The sequence below is a fragment of the Streptomyces ferrugineus genome (assembly GCF_015160855.1).
GTDB classification, from domain to species: domain Bacteria; phylum Actinomycetota; class Actinomycetes; order Streptomycetales; family Streptomycetaceae; genus Streptomyces; species Streptomyces ferrugineus.
The window spans coordinates 571,567-586,702 of sequence record NZ_CP063373.1 but is presented as its reverse complement, the minus strand read 5'-3'; the positions used below and the strand labels follow the sequence as shown (position 1 = coordinate 586,702).

General features: G+C 70.1%; 16 protein-coding genes. 9 read left to right on the top strand and 7 right to left on the bottom strand.

Features of this window, described 5'->3' with window-relative positions:
* Window positions 1-67 precede the first annotated feature (67 nt).
* From IM697_RS02755 to IM697_RS02740, 4 genes are all read right to left on the bottom strand, one after another.
* Window positions 68-1,033: an IS481 family transposase gene (locus IM697_RS02755; protein WP_194049558.1), complete on the bottom strand. Its 966-nt coding sequence runs from the start codon at window positions 1,031-1,033 to the stop codon at window positions 68-70.
* Window positions 1,034-1,140: 107 nt separating this feature from the next.
* Window positions 1,141-1,860: a phosphatase PAP2 family protein gene (locus IM697_RS02750; RefSeq protein WP_194044355.1), complete on the bottom strand. Its 720-nt coding sequence runs from the start codon at window positions 1,858-1,860 to the stop codon at window positions 1,141-1,143.
* A gap of 203 nt (window positions 1,861-2,063) precedes the next feature.
* Window positions 2,064-3,071: a C40 family peptidase gene (locus tag IM697_RS02745; protein ID WP_228044473.1), complete on the bottom strand. Its 1,008-nt coding sequence runs from the start codon at window positions 3,069-3,071 to the stop codon at window positions 2,064-2,066.
* A gap of 36 nt (window positions 3,072-3,107) precedes the next feature.
* A complete protein-coding gene (locus tag IM697_RS02740; protein WP_194049557.1) occupies window positions 3,108-3,884 on the bottom strand; it encodes a trypsin-like serine peptidase in 777 nt (258 codons plus the stop codon).
* Window positions 3,885-4,050: 166 nt separating this feature from the next.
* Here IM697_RS02740 and IM697_RS02735 point away from each other — a divergent pair, with 166 nt between their 5' ends.
* Window positions 4,051-4,398: a DUF1330 domain-containing protein gene (locus IM697_RS02735; RefSeq protein ID WP_194044343.1), complete on the top strand. Its 348-nt coding sequence runs from the start codon at window positions 4,051-4,053 to the stop codon at window positions 4,396-4,398.
* A 40-nt stretch (window positions 4,399-4,438) separates the two neighbouring features.
* On the opposite strand, the gene IM697_RS02730 is transcribed toward IM697_RS02735, so the two are convergent.
* Complete coding sequence (locus tag IM697_RS02730; protein ID WP_194044340.1) at window positions 4,439-5,200, bottom strand: PIG-L deacetylase family protein; 762 nt, start codon at window positions 5,198-5,200, stop codon at window positions 4,439-4,441.
* A gap of 126 nt (window positions 5,201-5,326) precedes the next feature.
* Between IM697_RS02730 and IM697_RS02725 the strand changes: the two genes are divergently transcribed.
* Window positions 5,327-5,743, top strand: coding sequence for a hypothetical protein (locus tag IM697_RS02725; RefSeq protein ID WP_194044333.1), 417 nt, complete (start codon window positions 5,327-5,329; stop codon window positions 5,741-5,743).
* A gap of 55 nt (window positions 5,744-5,798) precedes the next feature.
* On the opposite strand, the gene IM697_RS02720 is transcribed toward IM697_RS02725, so the two are convergent.
* Window positions 5,799-6,770 (bottom strand): oxidoreductase, encoded by a 972-nt coding sequence (locus IM697_RS02720; RefSeq protein ID WP_194044331.1) that lies wholly within the window; start codon window positions 6,768-6,770, stop codon window positions 5,799-5,801.
* 90 nt (window positions 6,771-6,860) lie between these two features.
* Here IM697_RS02720 and IM697_RS02715 point away from each other — a divergent pair, with 90 nt between their 5' ends.
* The gene (locus tag IM697_RS02715; RefSeq protein ID WP_194044329.1) at window positions 6,861-7,463 is read left to right on the top strand and encodes a TetR/AcrR family transcriptional regulator; all 603 of its coding nucleotides are present in this window, start codon (window positions 6,861-6,863) and stop codon (window positions 7,461-7,463) included.
* Between the two features lie 4 nt (window positions 7,464-7,467).
* Here the strand turns inward: IM697_RS02715 and IM697_RS02710 are convergent, their stop codons facing one another.
* On the bottom strand, window positions 7,468-8,439 hold the full coding sequence (locus IM697_RS02710) for an alpha/beta hydrolase (RefSeq protein ID WP_194044327.1): 972 nt from the start codon (window positions 8,437-8,439) through the stop codon (window positions 7,468-7,470).
* A gap of 198 nt (window positions 8,440-8,637) precedes the next feature.
* Between IM697_RS02710 and IM697_RS02705 the strand changes: the two genes are divergently transcribed.
* The 6 genes from IM697_RS02705 (at window position 8,638) to IM697_RS02680 (ending at window position 15,128) form a co-directional block, all read left to right on the top strand.
* Window positions 8,638-9,117: a MarR family winged helix-turn-helix transcriptional regulator gene (locus IM697_RS02705; RefSeq protein ID WP_194044324.1), complete on the top strand. Its 480-nt coding sequence runs from the start codon at window positions 8,638-8,640 to the stop codon at window positions 9,115-9,117.
* Between the two features lie 371 nt (window positions 9,118-9,488).
* On the top strand, window positions 9,489-9,797 hold the full coding sequence (locus IM697_RS02700; RefSeq protein WP_004000049.1) for a hypothetical protein: 309 nt from the start codon (window positions 9,489-9,491) through the stop codon (window positions 9,795-9,797).
* Between the two features lie 198 nt (window positions 9,798-9,995).
* Window positions 9,996-10,829, top strand: a complete 834-nt coding sequence (locus IM697_RS02695) for a hypothetical protein (protein WP_194044322.1) — start codon at window positions 9,996-9,998, stop codon at window positions 10,827-10,829.
* On the top strand, window positions 10,819-12,156 hold the full coding sequence (locus tag IM697_RS02690; RefSeq protein WP_194044320.1) for an energy-coupling factor transporter transmembrane component T family protein: 1,338 nt from the start codon (window positions 10,819-10,821) through the stop codon (window positions 12,154-12,156). The genes IM697_RS02695 and IM697_RS02690 overlap by 11 nt, the downstream gene beginning before the upstream one ends.
* A complete protein-coding gene (locus IM697_RS02685; protein WP_194044318.1) occupies window positions 12,153-13,712 on the top strand; it encodes an SCO6880 family protein in 1,560 nt (519 codons plus the stop codon). The genes IM697_RS02690 and IM697_RS02685 overlap by 4 nt, the downstream gene beginning before the upstream one ends.
* Before the next feature lie 6 nt (window positions 13,713-13,718).
* Window positions 13,719-15,128: an ATP-binding protein gene (locus IM697_RS02680; RefSeq protein ID WP_194044316.1), complete on the top strand. Its 1,410-nt coding sequence runs from the start codon at window positions 13,719-13,721 to the stop codon at window positions 15,126-15,128.
* Window positions 15,129-15,136: the final 8 nt, after the last annotated feature.

Here is a 15,136-nt window from a genome sequence, read left to right as displayed (position 1 = left end):
CTAACCGGACGGACACATCCGATCAACCGACCAACCCATCAAAGAGACACGCGCTAGGTGTACCCGGTCATGACTTTGGTGACAGTCGGCTGATTGGTGGCTGGCCGCCGAGCGCGGTGTGTCGGCGGCCAGTGTTGTAGAACTGCAGCCAGGGTGCGAGTGCGTCGGCGCGTTCGGTGTTGCTGGCAAAGACCTGGTGGTAGGCCCATTCGGCCTGCAGGGTGCGGTTGAAGCGTTCGACCTTGCCGTTGGTCCATGGGCAGTGGGGCCGGGTGAACTTCTGCTGTGCGCCCAGGGTTTGGCAGGCGTCGCGGAAGGAGCCGGAGGTGCGGTAGTTGCGGGCGTTGTCGGTCATCACGCGCTCGATGCGGGCGATGCCGTGGCCGGCGAAGAACGCGGCCGCGCGGGTGAGGAACGCGGCGCAGGTGACGCCTTTCTCGTCGGCCAGGATTTCGGCGTAGGCCAGGCGGGAGTGGTCGTCCACGGCGGCGTGCACGTAGTCGTAGCCGATGCCGCGGCCGCGGACGTCCTCGCTGCGGCCGTGGGCGCGCCAGCCGCCGCCGTCGGGGATTTTGCCGAGCTTCTTCACGTCCACGTGGACCAGGCCGCCTGGCTGGTTGTACTCGTAGCGTGCGGCGCTTTTGCGCACCGCCCGGATGACCTGCCCGGTGAGCGGGTCGCAGGCTGCCAGGGGCGGCATGTGGTGGCGGCGCAGGATCCGGGTCACGGTCCGGGCCGGAACCCCGGTGGCCTCGCTGATCTGCTCGGGTCCCCGGCGCAGGCGTCGGCGGGCCTGAAGAACACGCTCCTCGACCTCGGCCGGCGTGCGTGTGGGGCAGGTGCGGGGGCGGCTGGAGCGATCGTGCAGCCCCGGCCAGCCCTCGACCCGATAGCGATTGACCCAGCGGTGAGCACACTGCCGGGAGACTCCCAGTTCCTTGGCGACGTGCGCGACCGGGCGCCGGTCGAAGACAACGCGACGCACCAGCAGGCATCTGCCGTGAAAGGTCAGCCGGGCATTAGCGTGGGCCACCAGGACCTCCGAGGTGAGTGAAGACGGCAATCTCCACTACGCCCGGAGGTCCCTCCATGATCAACAACCGGTAGCGGGCGTGTCACCAACCTCCCGGCCGGGTACAGCTAGGCCGCCAGATCCCGCTCCTCCGCCCCCGCGCTCTCGCTGTCCTTCCGCGCCTCCGGAATCAGCGGCTCCTGCCCGCCGCCCGCCCGGGACCGCCCCCGCGCCCTGATCAGCCACCCACCCCGCGACGACCGCTCGATGGCGGACATGAGCGGTGTCAGCAGGGCCATGGCCAGCGGCGACAGCAGCAGCGCCACGGCCGTGCCCAGCGCGAAGCCACCGACGACGTCCGTCGGATAGTGCACGCCCATGTAGACCCGGCAGAACCCCTCGAGCAGCGCCAGCCCGATGCCGGCGAGCCCGAACTTCCGGTTCGCGACGAACAGCCCGACACCCAGGGCCATGGCGATGGTCGCGTGATCGCTGACGAAGGAGTAGTCCGTCTTGCCGGTGACGAGCACTTCGAGCCCTTGGTGGGACTTGAAGGGCCGGGGCCGCTCGACGAACCCTCGTATCGGCACGTTCACCAGCACCGCGACCCCGGCGGCCAGCGGCGCCCACACCAGTGCGGCCACCGACGAGGCGGCGTCGTCCTCGCCCCGCCGCCGCACGGACCACCAGCACCACAGCACGAGCAGGACCAGGGCGAGCAGCACTCCGTACTCACCGACGTAGCCCATGACCCGGTCGAACCAGTGCGGCGCGTCCTTGGCCAGGCCATTGATGTCATAGAGCAGCTCGACGTCGGGGTTCGACCCGGATTCTGCGAGTCCAGCCATGATGCCGCGGCCCCTTCGTCGTTCCTCCGGCGCACACTTACGTGCGCCGCTCTCCCACCCCCGTGGTTGCAGATCCGCTGACGGCTACGACACCAGGAACGCACGGCCCCTGTTGATACGTTCCACACTCCACTGAATGATCACGCAGACGTTATCGAAGAGATACTCATCGCCGCAGCTCAGGGGGTGGGTTCACGCTCCGTCTAAACCGTCGTCGGCAGCGCTTTCGCGCCATCTTCGGTCACCCGGGTGGCTCCGAAGTAGTCCGGGGTGTCGATCGGGTCGAACCGGATCACAGCACCCGTTCTCGGTGCGTCGATCATGTATCCGCCACCGACATAAATCCCCACATGCCGGATGGCCCGGGAGTTGTTGAGGTCGTCCGAGAAGAACACGAGATCCCCGGGCAGCAGTTCGTCCCGGTCCGGATGCGGCCCCGCGTTCCACTGGTCGTTGGCCACCCGGGGCAACGAGATCCCGACACTTTCGTACGCGGCCTTCGTCAGCCCCGAACAGTCGAACCGCCCACCGTCCGCGGCGGTTCCGTCACCGCCCCAGAGATAGGGCGTGCCGAGCTTCTTCTGCGCGTAGTAAATCGCCCCGGCGGCCTGCTTGCTGGGATCCACCCGGCTGACGGGCGCCGCGAAGCTCTCCTGAAGGCTCGTGATCGTCTTCACGTAGTTCTGGGTCTCCTTGTACGGCGGCACACCCCGGTACTTGATGACCGCGTACGCCCCGGCGTTGTAGGAGGCGAGCATGTTCCGCGTCGCGTCGCCGGGTACGTCCTTGACGTAGGAGGCGAGCTTGCAGTCGTACGACGCGGCCGACGGAATCGCGTCCTTCGGGTCCCAGACGTCGCGGTCGCCGTCGCCGTCGCCGTCGATGCCGTGCGTGGCCCAGGTCCCCGGGATGAACTGCGCGATGCCCTGCGCCGCCGCCGGGCTCTTGGCGTTCGGGTTGAAGCCGCTCTCCTGGTAGAGCTGGGCGGCGAGCAGTGCGGGGTTGATGGCGGGGCACAGATTGCCCCACTTCTGCACGAGTTCCTGGTAGGCGGCGGGCACGGCCCCCTTGGCCAGCGCCTTGGAGGCGCCGCCCATCCCGCCCGCGAGGTTCCCGGCGACGAGGTAGACCCCGATGACGAGCAGCATCACGAAGCTGAGCCCCGCCGCGAGAGCGGCGCCCGCCACGATCCATGCCTTACGCACCGTCAACCGCCCCTCACCCCGCCGGAGTCCGCCCGCGCCAGTTTAGGAGCTTCCCCCGTGGGGCTCGTCGCAACCGACACTCTCGCGGTACAGCGCGGCCGCCTCCGCCCCGAACACCACGCTGAACGACACATCGGCCGTGGCCCCGCCGTCCTCGTGCCCACCGAGCACGCCCACGACCTGCCCTTCTCCGTCGACCCATGGACTGCCGCTGGTCCCGCCGCCGAAGCCGGGGCAGGAGATGCGTTGTTGCGTACGGTTGTGAGGACGGGGCTTGTTACTGCAACTGACCGGAACCTCACGGGAGTTGGGATACCCGGTGACGGTCACGGCCGTGGCGCCGACGGCCGTACCGACGACGAACCGATTCCCTCCGACCACGTCCTCGACCCCCTCCCCACCCCGATCCCGCACCACCGCGAACGCCACGTCGCTGTCCTCGTCCCGCCCCTGGGCCCACCCGTCCGGCAGAAACCACTTCGCCACCCGCCACACCCCGTACGGCGCCTCGCCGTCCCGGTACCCGGGCACGAACACCAGCTCGCCCGCCGTTCCGCCGCCCAGGCAGTGCGCGGCGGTGACGATGAGGTCCCGGTGAGGGCTGTGCACGACGGACGCGGTGCAGAAGTGGCCACCGCGCAGACGGTCACGCCGACCGGCCGCGAACAGCGCACCGACCCGCGCACTGTGCGCACTCGCCACGGCGGTGACGGTCACACCGAAGGGACCGCTGCCGGCGCCGGCGGCCGCGGCGGAGGCCGAGGGCAGGGCGAGGAGGACGGTGGCGGCGTACAGGGACAGGCGTGAGGTGCGCTTCATCCGGGGCATCGGAGTCACTGTGTCCGACGAAGGTGAGAGGAGCGTCAAACACCGTCGCCTTACCTGACGGGTCATCGACGCCGACCGGGCTCGCCTGCCACTCTCATCGGCGTACGGAGCCCAACCGGACGAAGCCGAGCCGGACGAAGCCGAACGGAAGGACGCCATGCCCGCCTACGCCATCGCCCACCTCCAGGAAGCCGCCCCGCACCCGGAGATCGCCGAGTACATCGAGCGCATCACCGCCACCTTCGAGCCGTACGGCGGCCGCTTCCTGGTGCACGGCACGCCGCACGAGACCAAGGAGGGCAGTTGGCCCGGGCACGTCGTGGTGATCGGCTTCCCGGGGATCGCCAAGGCGCGGGCCTGGTGGGACTCGCCCGCCTACCAGGAGATCGCACCCCTGCGCTCACGGCACATCGCGGGCGACATCATCCTGGTCGAGGGCGTCCCCGACGGCTACGACCCGACGGTCACCGCGAAGGCCCTGCGGGACGCGTCGCCGGCCGAGTAGCCCCGCCGGGGTTGGCGCGTCTCACTCAGCGGCCGCCCTTTCAAACCGTCAGCTCGGTCCGGCACGCCGCGGACGACGACACCGTGTCCTGCCGGATGTACCACTCGGTGGCGAGGATCCGTTCCCGTACGGCCGCCGGGAAACCGGCCAGCAGACCCGGCGCGGCACCCCGCTCCACCTCGGTGCGATGGGCCAGTACGGCGGCCCACTTCCGCTCCAGCCAGGGGCGCACGTCGACGGTCGCGCTGATCCACTCGTCCGGGACCGTGTTCATGCCCTTGCCCGCACGGGCCAGTTCGCTGAGCGCGTCGAGGGCCGAGTGGGGGTGCGTGGCCAGGTAGAGGGCGCCCGGCCGCCAGGGGTCGCCGGCGTCCGGGTAGAGCCGTTCGAGCGCGGCCGCCTGGACGGCGAGCGTGGTCAGTCGGTGGGTGTGCACATGGTCGGGGTGGCCGGTCACGCCGCCGTAGGCGTCATGGGTCACCACGACCTCCGGCCGGAACCGCCGTATGTGGGCGACCAGTCGGCCCACCGCCTCGTCGAGCGGCGCGTCGCACAGCCGCGGGCTGCCCGGCGCGGAGTGCGGCACGCCGCCGTCGGCATAGCCGAGCATCCGTGGTCTTCCGGCGCCCAGGATCCGCAGCGCCTCGGCGAGTTCGGCACCGCGCGGCGTGTCCGGGGTCCAGGTCGCCGTCACCACGCCGGTACGCGCGCCCGCGGCCGCGTGCCGGGCGAGGACGCCGCCCGAGAACAGGGACTCGTCGTCCGGGTGCGCGAACACCCCGAGCAGGCTCGGCATCGACATCGCTCGACCACCTCCGTGTCAGGCCTACCCCTGAGTACGGGTACTCAGGCGCAAGGTCATCCGGCACGGCAGACTGTGGGGCCCATACGACCATCAGGGCCCATACGACCATCAGGGGGAACGACCATGAGACGCACCGAGCGCACTCTCGCCGTCACGGCACTCACGGCCTGCGCGCTGATCGGCGTCGCGACCGGCCCCGCCGCCGCGTCGGGCGACGTCCTGCTGCCGCATCCCGGGCCGGAGGGCCTGGTGTGGGTGGAGGAGTGGACCGGGGACGGCGGCGTCGCGTCCGGCGGCGCGTGGGAGAAGCTGCCGACCGTGCTCACGGTGGCGTGCGAAGGGGGCGGCGATGTCCGGGTGACGATGTCGCAGGAGTCGGAGGTCGCCGCGTTCACCGTCGACTGCCCGGCCGGGGAGGCCGCGGTGGGCTCGGTGACCATGGACCCCGGCGTGGTCCGCTCCGGGTCCTTCGTGATCGGCGTCGACGCCTCGGCGGACACCATCCGGTGGGCGCTGACGGTGACTCAGCCGGAGTCGTAGGCCGGCCGGGTACAAGGGCTGGGCGGGTTCACGGACGGGGACGGCGGGGCGCGTACTAACGCTCGGCCGCCACCCGCTCCCCGGCCCCGCTGCTCGCCGCCTCCAGCGGCCAGCTCACCCCGGTCAGCTCCTCCGACGCCGTCCACAGCCGCCGCGCCACGCCCGCGTCACTGGCCGCCGTGGTCCGCCCCACGAGCGTGGGTGCGCCCCGCCACTCGCCCAGACCGTCCGGGCCGACGTAGCTCGCGCCGGGAAGGTCCTGCGTGGCGGCGTACAGCGTCGGCAGCGCGCCCGCCCGGTCGTCCTGGGCGAAGAACCGGTTGCCCACCCGCATGATCCCCCGCATCACCGGATTGCCGTGGTGGCTCTGGAGGCCGGTGGCCGCCCAGCCGGGGTGGGCCGCCAGCGCACGGACGGCGGATCCCGCCTCCGTCAACCGGCGCTGGAGTTCCAGGACGAAGAGCAGGTTCGCCAGCTTCGACTGGGCGTAGGCGCGGCCCGGACCGTAGTTCGCCGTCAGGTTCAGGTCGTCGAAGTGGATCCTGCCGTCGCCCATGCGGTGGGCGCTCGACGCGAGCGTGACCACCCGGTCCGTGATGTGCGGCAGGAGCAGGTTCGTCAGGGCGAAGTGGCCCAGGTGGTTCGTGCCGAACTGCACTTCGAAGCCGTCACGCGTCCGCTGCTGCGGCACCATCATCACGCCCGCGTTGTTGATCAGGATGTCCAGCGGCCGGCCCTCCCATCCCGCCGCGAACTCCCGCACCGAGGACAGGTCCGCCAGATCCAGCCGCCGTACCTCCGTGCTGCCGTTCACGGTCGCCGCCGCGGCCCGCCCCCGCTCCAGGTCCCGTACGGCGAACACGACATGTGCGCCCGCCCCGGCCAGTTCCTCCGCCGCCCTGAGGCCGATGCCGCTGTTGGCACCGGTGACGACGGCCGTGCGGCCGGTGAGGTCGGGAAGGCGGGTCGCGTCCCACGCCTTGGTCCCGCTCTTGGTCCTGCTCTTGGTCTTCGTGTTGTCAGCCATGCATCCGAATGTAGGCGTCGCCAACAATGCTGTCAATGACAACAATGGTGACGACGCCAACAAAGTAGCCGAAGGCAACATCGAGCTAGGATGGTCCGCATGCCCGAGACCCGCCCCTACCACCACGGAGACCTGCGCGCCGCCCTGCTCGCGGCAGCGGAACGCACCCTGCGTGAGAAGGGCGTCGCCTCCCTCTCGCTGCGCGAACTGGCCCGCGAGGTCGGCGTCAGCCACGCCGCCCCGGGCCGGCACTTCAAGGACAAGCAGGCCCTGCTCAACGCCCTGGCGCTGGCCGGCTACGACCGGCTCGGGCGGGCACTGGGCGCCGCCGACGACCCCGCGCTGGCAGTGGAACCCCGGCTCACCGCCCTGGCCCGCGCCTACCTCGGCTTCGCCATCGACAACGCCGAGCTCCTGGAGCTCATGTACGCCCGCAAGCACGACCCGGACGCCTCGGAGCAGATGGCCGCCGCCGTCGAGCGCACGGTCGGCAGCCTCGAACGCGTCCTGGGGGACGCCCAGAAACGCGGCGAGATCATCGAGGGCGACCCCGAGGAGCTCAACCTCGTCACGGGCGCCGCCCTCCACGGCATGGCCGCCTTCATCGCGGGCGGCTGGCTGACGCCGGAGGCGGCCCTGGAGGGCGTGGAGGGCCTGGTCCACCACTTGCTGCACGGCCTGAGGCCGCGCTGACCGCTCAACGGACGCCGAACGCCTCCCGCAGGACACTGATCGCCTGCCCGATGGCGGCCTGCGCCGCCCGTGTCTCCCGCAGCGCGTTGAGCATCACGAAGTCGTGGATGATGCCCTGATACCGCACCGCGGTGACCGGCACACCAGCCTCCCGCAGCTTGTTCGCATAGGCCTCTCCCTCGTCGCGCAGCACATCGGCCTCGGCGGTGATGACCAGCGCCGGCGGCAACCCCTTCAGCTGCTCGACGCCGGCGCGCAGCGGACTCGCCGTGATCCGGGCCCGCTCGGCCGCGTCGGTCGTGTACTGGTCCCAGAACCACTGCATGGCGTCCCGGCGCAGGAAGAACCCCTCGGCGAACTGCCGATAGGACCCGGTGTCGAACGACGCGTCGGTGACCGGGTAGAAGAGCACCTGCTGCACCAGCGGAACATCGCCGCGCTCCTTGGCCAGCAGCGTCAGCGCGGCACTCATGTTGCCGCCCACCGAGTCCCCGGCCACGGCGATGCGCCCGGCGTCCAGGCCGTTGCTCGCGCCCTCGCGGACGACCCACTGGGCCACGGCGTAGCTCTGCTCGACGGCGACGGGGTAGCGCGCCTCGGGCGAGAGGTCGTACTCGGGGAAGACGACCGCAGCACCCGTCCCCACGGCCAGTTCGCGCACGAGCCGGTCATGGGTGTGCGCGTTGCCGAAGACCCAGCCCGCGCCATGGATGTAGACGATCACCGGGAGCGTCCCGGTGGCCCCGGCCGGTCGGACGATCCGGGCCCTGACCTCGCCGGTCGGCCCGCCGGTGACGGTGACCCACTCCTCGTCGACGTCCGGCTTGGCGATCTCCCCGGACTGCACCTCGTCGACGGTCTTGCGCCCCTCGGCCGGCCCCAGGTCGAACAGGTACGGCGGATTCGCGGTGGCCTCGACGAAAGCCTGGGCGGCGGGCTCCAGGACGGGACGGACGGGGTTGGCGGTGTCGGTCATGGCGATCTCCTCGGATCGGGTGCCGCGAGCCCCACACATTCGGGCAGACCCGCCCGACCGGTACGGCCGGGTTCGGCGACACACAATGAAAGTAGCGCGCTATTAAGTCGTACGCAACTAGTTAGTGCTCGATGAGTTGGCTCGCGATAAGATCGAGCGAACCAACGAAGAGCCAGGAGCCAGGAGCCAGGAGCCCCCATGACCCCATCGTCCGAACCGGCCACCGAATCGGCCACCCGGGAAGGCTCCCTCCTCCTGGACGACCAGCTCTGCTTCGCGCTCTACGCCGCCTCCCGCGCCGTGACGGCGCGCTACCGCCCCCTCCTCGACGAGCTGGGCCTGACCTACCCCCAGTACCTGGTCATGCTCGTCCTCTGGGAACGGGACTCGATCTCCGTACGCGATCTGGGCAGCGCCCTCCAACTGGAGTCCAGCACCCTGTCACCGCTGCTCAAGCGCCTCGAAGCCGGCGGCCTGCTGCGCCGCGAGCGCCGCCGGGACGACGAACGCTCGGTCGCCATCCGCCTCACCGAGGCCGGCGCCGAACTCCGCGACCGCGCCGGCGACGTCCCCCTCGCGATCGGCGAGGCGATGGGCCTGACCCCCCGACAGGACGCCCAGGCCAAACAACTCCTGCGCCTGCTGACGACGAACGTCACAGGGAACCACCCCCACTGACAGCCCGTCACACCCCACGGCCACCTCACCCGACCACGCCCCCGCGACACCCGCCGAACCACCCCGGGATAGCCTTCACCCGCAGAACACCGGCACGACGACTCACCCGACCGGCCGTCAGAAACGGCCCCCAAGGGTGAAGAGGGCTAACGACGCGACCGCACCACAGGTTCCGCTCAGGCCTCGTTGCCCGGGGTGACCTGCCGTGATACACAGAGTGACCGTACGAGGTATTCGTACGAATCCCGCCCATCAATGACGCCAAGTCGACATACGGCGGCGACAATGTCGGCGAGAATCAACGACAATGAGGCCTGACCTCTGCGCACCTGCAGGGGATGCGGAACTACCCACCAGGGGCGGTGACTTACATGCTCTTTGCGGCCGATAAGGGCGACATCAACACCATCATCGGCGGGATCGCTCCGGACTGGGGCCCCTTCGGCAGCCTGGGCAACGAGGCCAAGGTGATGATCGAGGTCGTGATGGCCGTGGCCATCCTGATCTGCCTCGGCATCGCCATCTGGGGTGCGGCCAAACAGCGCATCGGCGCGACGGCGTTGCGCGACACCTTCAGCGCCGAGCAGGGCAAAGGTCTCATCATCGCCGGTCTGACGGGTGTCTTCATCATCGGCTCACTGGGCACGCTGTTCACCATCGTGTACGGCATGGCCGTCTAGCCCCGCCGACGCGCCCGACCCCCTCCGTCCGCTCCGGGCACGCCCGGTCCCCCTAGTCCCCCACCCACCCGTCGTGCCCACCGGCTGAGGTTGCGTTTCCCTGATGTCGAGTCACCACACCGCGCCCATGCGGGAACCAGCACGGCTACCGTCGTACTCCAACGTGTATCTGTCCGACGTCGAGGGGGCGTACGCGGCATGAGTCTCGGAGACGAGCGGGATCCCTCCGGCGGCTACGGAGGCACCGGCCAGACCCGCACCCGGCTGCCCGACACCAGCGGCGACGTGTACGGCGGCGCCCGCAGAGGCGGCCGCTCGTCGTCCCGGAGCCTGGTGACCGTGGTCGGCGTAGTGGTCCTCCTCATCGCCGCGATCGCCTTCGCGAACCGTGGAGGAGACAACTCCGGTTCCACCGGCGGGGACGAAAACCAGCCGAAATCCTCCCCGACGGCGGCGAGCGGAACCCGACCGGTGGACGGGAAGGCGGCGGGGATCCCCGGGGGGTTCGCTCGGGATGAGCAGGGGGCACAGAGTGCGGCGGCCAACTACTCCGTGGCGCTGGGGTCGGCGGACATGTTCAACACGGCCAGACGGCACGAGATCGTCGACACGGTCTACGCACCCGATGTAGCCGCCAAGCGGCAGACGGACCTGGACGGCGCGTACACCAGCGAGAAGTTCCTCACGAACATCGGCCTCGACAAGAACGGTGCCGCGCCGTCGGGCCAGACCTTCGTCTCCCGAGTCATCCCGGTGGGCACCAAGACCACGTCGTTCAGCGCGAGCGCCGCCACCGTGGAGGTCTGGTACACGTCGCTCTTCGGCCTGTCCGGTGAAGGTTCGACCAACCCGGTGTCCGAGAGCTGGTACACCACGACCTACCAGCTGAAGTGGGTCAGCAATGACTGGAAGGTCACCGACTTCCAGCAGAAGGACGGTCCAGTACCGGTCGGGCGAGACCAGCGAGCCTCCTCGTCCGACGACATGACGAAGGCCGTTGAGGAGTACGGAGGGTTCACGTATGCGCGCTAACCGCCGCTTCCTCAAGGTCGCCGGGGCCCTCACCGCCGTCCAGGCGACCGCCGTGCTGCTGGCCACCCGCGCTGTCGCCGCACCCACCCCTTCGCCCACCCCCTCGGGGAGCAGCGACCCCTGTGACCTGATTCGCGGCCCCGCCAAGGACTACTGCGAAAAAGACAACGGCGGCTCCGGCAACCGCTCCGGCGGCCCCTCCCTAACCGACCCCACCTCCACCCTCGACCCCCTCTCCTCCCTCGCCAAGGGCTGCGCGGACGCCGCCTCCTGGACCGTCGACAAGCTCAGCGAGGCCGTAAAGGAGACCGCGAACGTCGACTTCACGAACCTCACGTTCCTGAAGCACTACGCCGTGGTATTCGCCGCCTCGACGATCCTCACGCTCCTCCTCTGGCTCCTCGCGGTGGCCAAGCGAGCCGTCCGCGGCGTCCCCTTCACCACCGCCCTGTCGGAAGCCATCGGTTTCCTCTGGCTCACGGTGCTGGCCTCGGCCTTCACCCCGCTCATCCTCTACACCATCGTCTCGGCGACCGACGCCGTCAGCGACGTACTCGCGAAGGCCACCGGCAACCAGACGGACACGTTCTTCGGCACGTTCTCCGAGGCCCTGAACAAGGGCAACGACATCGGCGGCGGCCCGATCATGCTGATCATCGTGTCGCTGATCAGCATCCTCGCCGCAGGTGTCCTCTACCTGGAGCTGTACCTGCGGGCCGTACTGCTGTACGTCGGCGCCCTGCTCGGCGTCGTCGTCTACGCCGGCCTCGTGGACAAGAACCTGTGGGGCCACGTCCGCCGCTGGGCCGGCATCATGATCGCGGTCATCCTGGTCAAGCCGGTCATCGTCATCGTCCTCGGCCTCGCCGGCGCCCTCGCCACCGAAGAGGGCCCGGACTCCCTCGCCGCCGTGGTCTCCGGCCTCGCCATCATCCTGCTCGCGATCTTCGCCTCGGCGATGATCTACCGCTTCGTCCCCGGCTTCGGCGACGAGATCGCGAACACCCGCAACAACCGCATCATGCGCGGCGCCGAGAGCAAGGCCGCCGCCGTGATCAGCTCCCCGGCGACCCTCGTGGCCCAGGGCATCAAGACCCACAGCTCCCGCGCGGACAGCAACAGCGGCGGGGGCCAGTCGAGCACCCCCCGCCCCACGAACCCCGCCTCCGGCGGCGTCGCCGCACACAGCGCGCGCTCCTCGAGCGGAGGCGGCGGATCCGTCCCCTCCGCCGCACCCGCGCCCCGCTCGGGCAGCCCCGTGAACACCCCGCACGCCAGCAACACCCGCAACAGCAGCAGCAATCGTTCAGGAGGTGACGGGCGTTGACGACTCAGTCCCATGTGTCCCATCCGGTCACGCCCCGCCGTACATATCTGATCGGCCGCGCCCGGCCGAACGCGATCGTCGGCCGCAACCGTGAGACCGGCGAGATCGCGCTGATCATCGCGGGCGCGTTCCTCGGCATGATGTGCGGACTCCTCGTCCCCGTCCTGTCCCTGCGCATCGTGCTGCTCATGGGCTTCCCGATGCTCGCGCTGGCCGCGGTCTACGTGCCGTACAAGCAGCGGACCATCTACAAGTGGTTCGAGATCAACCGCAGCTACAAGCGCACCCTGCGCCAGGGCACCGCCTACCGCTCCGCCGCCATGGAGGCCGGCACCGCACTCGACGGCCGCGAGGTCGAGGTCGGCCCGCCGCCGGGCATCGGCCGCATCAACTGGCTGGCCGCCCCGTTCGGCCCCGACGAGATCGCCGTACTGCTGCACGCCGACCGCCGCACCGTCACCGCCGCCATCGAGATCGAGGGCCCGGGCGTCGGCCTGCGCGACTCCGAGGACCAGGAAGCCCTCGTCGACCGCTTCGGCACCCTGCTGAAGCATGTCGCCAACGGCGACGGCTTCGTGACCCGCCTTCAGATGCTCGCACGCACCCTCCCCGCCGACCCGGACGCCCACGCCAAGGACGTCGCCGTACGCGGCGACGACCGCTCCCCGGCCTGGCTGCAGCAGTCGTACGACCAACTCCAGTCCATGGTGTCGACGAGCAGCGAGCAGCACCGCGCCTACCTCGTCGCCTGTATGCACTACACCCGCGAACTGGCCGCCGAGGCCATCGCGATGGCCCGCGCCGCCCGCCCGCACGGCGGCGGCAAGGTCGACCGGGACGCGGGCCTCGCGGTCGTCATGGCGCGCGAGCTGACCGACATCTGCTCGCGCCTGCAGGAGGCCGACATCCGGGTACGGCAGCCGCTCGGCCAGGGGCGGCTGTCGTCGCTCATCCACTCCATGTACGACCCGGACCACCCGATCGACCACATCCAGGCGATGACGAAGCGCAACGCCTGGCCGGCCGAGCTCGACGCCATGGAACCGACGTTCCTCCAGGCGAAGACCCGGGAGTCCACCACCCGCGCCCCCTGGTGCCACGCCACCGCCTGGGTGAAGGAGTGGCCGATGACCCCGGTGGGCGTCAACTTCCTGGCGCCCCTCCTCGTCCACACCCCGGACGTCATCCGCACGGTCGCCGTCACCATGGACCTCGAACCCACCGAGGTCGCCATCGAGCGCATGCTCACCGAGAAGACCAACGACGAGGCCGAGGCCAGCCGCGCCGCCAAGATGAACCGCACCGTCGACCCCCGCGACGTCGCCGCCCACAACCGCCTCGACCAGCGCGGAGAAGACCTCGCGAGCGGCGCGGCCGGAGTCAACCTGGTCGGCTACATCACCGTCTCCTCCCGCTCCCCCGAGTCGCTGGCGCGCGACAAGCGGACCATCCGGGCGTCCGCCGGAAAGTCGTATCTGAAGCTGGAGTGGTGCGACCGCGAGCACCACCGGGCATTCGTGAACACACTCCCCTTCGCCACCGGCATTCGGAGGTAGGACCTGATGCGGGACCCGCTGTCCGTCCTCACCGAGGCCTTCACGTCCTTCCTCTTCGGGAAGGTCGAGACGACCCGGCTGCCGGTGCGCACGTCCACGGGCCAGGCCCAGGCGGTCTACCTCCCCACCGCCGCCCCCGGCCTCGGCGACTCGGGCGTCATCATCGGCCGCGAGGTGTACTCCGGAAAGGGCTACATCTACGACCCCTTCCAGCTCTACGGCCAGCAGCTCCCCGCCCCCCACTGGCTGGTCCTCGGCGAGTCCGGCAACGGCAAGTCGGCCCTGGAGAAGACGTACGTCCTACGGCAGCTGCGCTTCCGCGACCGCCAGGTCGTCGTCCTCGACGCCCAGGGCGAGGACGGCGTCGGCGAGTGGAACCTCATCGCGCAGGAGCTGGGGATAACTCCCATCCGCCTCGACCCGATGGCCGCCCTGGACCACGGCATCCGCCTCAACCCCCTCGACCCGTCGATCACGACGACCGGCCAGCTCGCGCTGCTCCGCACGATCATCGAGGTCGCGATGGGGCACGGCCTGGACGAGCGCTCCGGCTTCGCGCTCAAGGTGGCGCACGCCTACGTCAACGAGACGATCGTCGAACGCCAGCCGGTGCTGAGCGACATCGTCGAGCAGCTACGGCACCCCGAGCCGGAGTCGGCCGAGGCGATGAACGTCGCCATAGACGACGTACGGGCGTGGGGCCTGGACGTGGCGCTGGTCCTGGACCGTCTGGTCGACGGTGACCTCAGGGGCATGTTCGACGGCCCCACCACGGTCGGCATCGACCTCGACGCGCCCCTCATCGTGTTCGATTTGTCCCACATCGACCGCAACTCGATCGCCATGCCGATCCTGATGGCGATCGTCGGCGTATGGCTGGAGCACACCTGGATCCGCCCCGACCGGAAGAAGCGCATCTTCCTGGTCGAGGAGGCCTGGCACATCATCAACAGCCCCTTCGTGGCCCAGCTCTTCCAGCGCCTGCTGAAGTTCGGCCGCCGGCTCGGCCTGTCCTTCGTCGCCGTCGTCCACCACCTCTCGGACGTGGTCGACGGCGCGGCGGCGAAGGAGGCGGCCGCGATCCTGAAAATGGCCTCGACCAGGACGATCTACGCCCAGAAGGCCGACGAGGCGAGGTCGACGGGCCGGGTGCTCGGCCTCCCGCGCTGGGCCGTGGAGATCATCCCCAGCCTCACCCCGGGCATCGCGGTGTGGGACGTCAACGGCAATGTCCAGGTCGTCAAACACCTGATCACCGAGACCGAGCGCCCCCTGGTCTTCACCGACCGCGCGATGACCGAAGCGGCCACCGACCTCACCGACGACGCGCTGCACGCCGCCGAGCTGGAGGCCGAGGAGCGGGCGGCGGCCTTCGTGGAGCAACACCTGGGCGACTCCGAGTCGACGGTGGCGTAGGAGGCAGC

Bases quoted from the DNA above. Each gene is read 5' to 3' on its own strand.
- IM697_RS02750 (WP_194044355.1), bottom strand. From the start codon at position 1,860: ATGGCTGGACTCGCAGAATCCGGGTCGAACCCCGACGTCGAGCTGCTC.
- IM697_RS02720 (WP_194044331.1), bottom strand. From the start codon at position 6,770: ATGGCTGACAACACGAAGACCAAGAGCAGGACCAAGAGCGGGACCAAG.
- IM697_RS02710 (WP_194044327.1), bottom strand. From the start codon at position 8,439: ATGACCGACACCGCCAACCCCGTCCGTCCCGTCCTGGAGCCCGCCGCC.
- IM697_RS02690 (WP_194044320.1), top strand. From the start codon at position 10,819: ATGCGCGCTAACCGCCGCTTCCTCAAGGTCGCCGGGGCCCTCACCGCC.
- IM697_RS02715 (WP_194044329.1), top strand. From the start codon at position 6,861: ATGGTCCGCATGCCCGAGACCCGCCCCTACCACCACGGAGACCTGCGC.
- IM697_RS02735 (WP_194044343.1), top strand. From the start codon at position 4,051: ATGCCCGCCTACGCCATCGCCCACCTCCAGGAAGCCGCCCCGCACCCG.
- IM697_RS02700 (WP_004000049.1), top strand. From the start codon at position 9,489: ATGCTCTTTGCGGCCGATAAGGGCGACATCAACACCATCATCGGCGGG.
- IM697_RS02680 (WP_194044316.1), top strand. From the start codon at position 13,719: ATGCGGGACCCGCTGTCCGTCCTCACCGAGGCCTTCACGTCCTTCCTC.
- IM697_RS02740 (WP_194049557.1), bottom strand. From the start codon at position 3,884: ATGAAGCGCACCTCACGCCTGTCCCTGTACGCCGCCACCGTCCTCCTC.
- IM697_RS02725 (WP_194044333.1), top strand. From the start codon at position 5,327: ATGAGACGCACCGAGCGCACTCTCGCCGTCACGGCACTCACGGCCTGC.
- IM697_RS02705 (WP_194044324.1), top strand. From the start codon at position 8,638: ATGACCCCATCGTCCGAACCGGCCACCGAATCGGCCACCCGGGAAGGC.
- IM697_RS02695 (WP_194044322.1), top strand. From the start codon at position 9,996: ATGAGTCTCGGAGACGAGCGGGATCCCTCCGGCGGCTACGGAGGCACC.
- IM697_RS02730 (WP_194044340.1), bottom strand. From the start codon at position 5,200: ATGTCGATGCCGAGCCTGCTCGGGGTGTTCGCGCACCCGGACGACGAG.